Annotated in this window: 3 protein-coding genes and 1 pseudogene; all 4 read right to left on the reverse strand. The window is 54.9% G+C overall.

Going from position 1 to position 4,437, the window contains the following annotated elements; all coding sequences use genetic code 11:
• Positions 1-454 precede the first annotated feature (454 nt).
• Positions 455-1,225 (reverse strand): annotated as a pseudogene (locus tag D3273_RS30095) (DUF927 domain-containing protein); the annotation flags it as partial.
• A gap of 68 nt (positions 1,226-1,293) precedes the next feature.
• Positions 1,294-1,536: a hypothetical protein gene (locus tag D3273_RS27215; RefSeq protein WP_129230114.1), complete on the reverse strand. Its 243-nt coding sequence runs from the start codon at positions 1,534-1,536 to the stop codon at positions 1,294-1,296.
• Positions 1,537-2,314: 778 nt separating this feature from the next.
• A complete protein-coding gene (locus tag D3273_RS27220) occupies positions 2,315-3,301 on the reverse strand; it encodes a hypothetical protein (RefSeq protein WP_129230116.1) in 987 nt (328 codons plus the stop codon).
• A gap of 261 nt (positions 3,302-3,562) precedes the next feature.
• A complete protein-coding gene (locus tag D3273_RS27225) occupies positions 3,563-4,126 on the reverse strand; it encodes a recombinase family protein (protein WP_129230118.1) in 564 nt (187 codons plus the stop codon).
• Positions 4,127-4,437 lie beyond the last annotated feature (311 nt).

The following is a 4,437-nucleotide window of genomic DNA, read 5'->3' on the forward strand; positions in this document are numbered from 1 at the left end:
TCGAACAGAACGACGAGTGGCAGCTCCAACACCGATACATGACGCTCGAAACCATGGCCGGCCGCACCGACGAGCAGCCGGCAACATTGACCCATATCGCAGCCTGACGCCCCTCAAGCGCCTGCGGTGAGCACCCAACAATTCTCCACCACCTTGACGGACGTGATCTAACCCACTTCGGTAGAGCCACTCCATAGTTGTCGTGCGCTACTCCAGTTATCTGTTCGATCAGTTGCCGATTTTGCTCCTCTGTCCGAGGTTGGTGAGGTCTATCGATGATACCACCGTCGACCGCGGCGGGAACGGGAATGGAGATAAATCGTGCTTCCTCTTGACGGTTCCACTCGATTTTGCTCGCTCTTGCCATGGCCGCGCCCGAATAGTTTCCTGTGCTCAGAACAGGTGACCTCGATGTTTGATTGGGAAGCCACTCCTGGACTGCCTGCGACCTACCTTTGCCATCACCCTCGGAGACTTCGTGAGTAAGTGTGTGCAGGATTATAGCTTGGTCATTTGTTCGTGCTTTTTCTGCAGCATTTAATGTGAGTAGCTGATCGCGCCGTTCTGCCGCGAGTTCTTGCATTCGCCGCAGGGTCTGATGCCATCCCGGGATGTCATAAAGTGAGCGGCTGATGGTCTCAGCTACTTTGGCACACGTTGTCTTGCCCGAAGTTGAAGAGCCAAACAGGTGGAAAACGGCCCCTTCTGGAAGAAGCGCAAACTTGAGTATCGGACCTGCAAGCCCCAACATTAAAACGAAGCTTAAGTAGGTACTTTCTCGGCTTGGCTCTACGACTCCCCTTATATAAGCGCGTAGAGAACCTTTCCTATGAGGTTTTTCGGAAATCTTGGTGTGCAAGAAGCAAAATTTGTTTTCAGTATCTCCTCTCTTCCAATCTCGTGTGATATAGACGTCCTCGTGCCACCCCTGGCATCTTAGACCGAGTATCGGTGAAGGGGGGGCGCTTTGTGTGATTTTCTCGATTTGCGCTCGAGCGGTCGAGAGTGCCGGTGATATCTCGTCCGTATAAAGCCGTAATTCTCTTGCGATCTTTGATGAAGGTTCGTTATTTGGTAGGAAGATATTTTTTTCGGGACGACCGTTGCCGAGAGGAATGCAGAATCTTTTCCAAATTTTATCGTCGCCTAGATCTAGCACCTTACACATCGTTATGCTCGGACTCTCAGGAGTCTGCTCTTCCATTGGATCTTCCTTTGATCTCATCTCACTAATTGAAGATATGCACACATAATTATGCAGTTTTACGCATTTAGTCAGGCCATTACGTCAAATCAGACTTCTCTGATTCGGATGCCATCTGGCATGTAGGGCCAAGCATCAAACCAGAACACTCTTGCACCCTTGTCTATGGAGCAGAGTGCGTGATCAAAGTAGTACTGCTCTGGCGCTCGTAGCGGAAGATGGTTGCGGTTTTTGCGTCCTGTCTTGTCTCGGTAGGCCAGTCTCTGTTCGGAGTTCATCTTGATACAGTAGGCGATGGTCCTAGCCAGACGACTGACGACGGGTTTGATCATCAGTGGCCTCGATCCCGAGGCAGTTGCCTCTACTTTTGAGATCGCTAATGCCTGCTCCAGAGCATCATAGGTGACACCTGCGATGATGAAGTGGAGGTGACCACTCCATGTGCATGTTCCATCCAGTTCAATGTTGAGGCAGAACTCCCAAGATCCGATAGCTAGTAGGTTGCGCTTACCGAGCCTTTCCAGTCGAGTGGCCAGCCAATCTTGTGCCTGTCTGATCCTATCGGGGCTGAAGGGTTCGGTGGTCGGCCATGACCAGTCGGGGTGAATGACTGTGACAAACCATAGGGGCCCCTCGCGCTGCTCAAAGATCTTGGTAGCTCGAGGGACCATTTCGTGGCGAAAGCGTCGTGCCGCAAAGTGGCACCCGTCTCGGCACTCAAACATTCCGCATGATTTGGGTGAGCAGTCCGCGAGGCCTTCCGTGGTCTCCCGGCCTGCTCCCCGCCTTCGCAAGCGGCCCACCATGCGTTGTTGACGTTTGGCGCAGTCCGCCGGGGTCTCAAAATCGGGGACGCCCAGTGCTGCCATTCTGCGCGCTATGCGTCGTTGTCTCCGGGTTGCTTTCGCGCCCGGGTTGCTTGGCTTCATCGGTCTCCCTCACTGATTGCGACAAGGGGGAGTGTGGTTCCATTCTCGGCAGCTTAAAATGACAACAAATCCGAGTACGGCGATTTTAATTTAAAATGCTGATACTCCACGGGTTTTGGGAAAATCGTTGGCAGATCACAGGGTAGCAGTCGCTTCTCCCCGACAGCTCCCTTCCACCGAGTCATTTTAAGGACGCGTCGCTGATCTCGCCGCTTGGCCCACCATGTCCGGCTGCCAGGTTTGATTGAAATTGTGCTATTTCTGCCGACACCATGGCGGTCAGTTCGGCCATATGTCGTTGAAAGACGTCCTTTGGTACTTTGTTTGGGCGCCCTCTACTTTTACGGGCAGGCAGTTTTTCGAACACATTTTGTTTCATAAACTGACCTAAGTATCCAATCTCGTATTCATTGAAGATAGGTGCAATCGTCTTGTTCCAGATGTCCTTCGTAATGCTAAAGCCATTAGTGCTTGCGACGCTGTCGATAGTCGTCCTCAATATCGGAACAAGGCGTTCGTAGGTCGGCCAGCTAATCCAGCGGTCAAATGCGCGCTTTCCGACATACAACCTGCAACGTCTGACTTTTCCGTCATCGCATCGATGCGGAGCGGTCCCTGTATAAAATATGTCGACGTGCTTATCCCTTAATATGCCGCGGGACCTAATCTTCATCTTTTTCGTCGTCTGAGGATCGGAGGCATATAAAAGTAGTTCTTTTTTTATTAAAACCGCTCTAAAGCCTCTGCATGCGCGCCAGTACATTTCCGCACAGTGGCCTAAAAAGGTGCTGTCGTAATCTGATGTGTCCAGAGGAATAGAGATAACTTTTCCTTTTTTCGATAAGGGAGGTTTGCCAATTCGGGGCATGATGTATCCCGATCGATCAGCACTCGTTTTGAATGGCATCTCATGCCAACAAGGCGCTTTCCCCCACGCGTCTGGAAACATAGTGAGCCCAAAACGATCCAATGCCTTGTCCAAGGTGAGATAACCCGAATGCCTTCCTTTCTTGTCGTTGACCGCGAAAATCAGCGGTACGCGATCGGAACCGGTGCCGGTCGCAATCTCACCAGCGCTGCGATGATTGATGCGAGGAGAGTGACTTTGCAGGAATGTAAATGTGGCAATCTCAGGTGAGATGGTGAGATGGTGATCCTCGTCGGGCATGCTTGCCTCTCCCTCCAGCCTCTTGCGTCATGGTGCGAACGAGCCTTCATCGATCTCTCACGCAGATCGTCGGATATCAGCCTCAAAGCTGGTCAGCGATCAAGCCTCGCGCGTTCTCCGCGTTCAGGAGGCCGACGCCTGTTGGCCCTACAGGGGATTAAGAATGGGGCGAGTCTTGCAGCTTGGCCCTTCGGACCACGCCTGCCTGCCACGGCGGTGTACCTGAAGACGTGGCAGGCCTTATCCTAAACCGCGATGCTCTCACGAGCCCGGCGATCGACCGAGTTCCCGATACAGGGTGGCGGGGTGGCACTTGAGGATTACGCGCGCCACCTCGCGCACGCTCTTGCCTTCCTCGATCAATCGGCGCCCGAGCGCGACCTGCTCGGCCGTGAGCGCTGATGGCCGCCCGAACCGGACGCCCCGAGCCTGGGCAGCCTTCCGCCCCGAGGTGGTGCGCTCTCCAATGAGAGATCGCTCGAACTCCGCGATGCCGGCAAAGACGGTCAGCACCATGCGACCTGCCGGGGAGGTCGTGTCAGCCCAAGGCTCGGCGAGCGAACGGAGTCCGGCGCCCCCGTCCCTCAGCCGCTCCGCGACGTCGAGCAAGTCGCGGGTGGAGCGGGCAAGCCGATCGAGGCGAGTCACCACGACGACATCGTCTTCCCGCAGCTGCTCCAGCATCCGGGCGAGTTCAGGCCGGTCCCGTTTCGCACCGGACGCCTTTTCCTCAAACACCTTTTTGCAGCCCGCCTCCTTCAGGGCCGTGCGCTGAAGGGTGAGATCCTGGTCGTCGGTCGAAACACGGGCGTAGCCGGTCAGCATGGGGTCGGTCCTGGACGAAAGTGCCGGATGGCCCGGTCGGTGTCGCAAAACCTATCGCAAAACGATTTTGTTTTGCGACAAACTTTTGCGACACCTTCTTACCTCGACGCGGGCCCGCCCGGAACGGGTGTCGCAAAACTTAGGCAGACCGTGCGGAAACTCCTGATCTGATGGTCACAGGAGACGGCAGCGCGTCCACGGACGTCTCGAAGCTGAAGCGGGCGCCGGAACGGTCCTGAGAGGCTTTACGAGGCTCTTGGACGCTTGAAATCGGCCTGCAAGGGCCGACGGCCTCCTCTCACGCCTTGGCC

This window comes from Lichenibacterium minor (assembly GCF_004137685.1).
Classification (GTDB): Bacteria; Pseudomonadota; Alphaproteobacteria; order Rhizobiales; family Beijerinckiaceae; genus Lichenihabitans; species Lichenihabitans minor.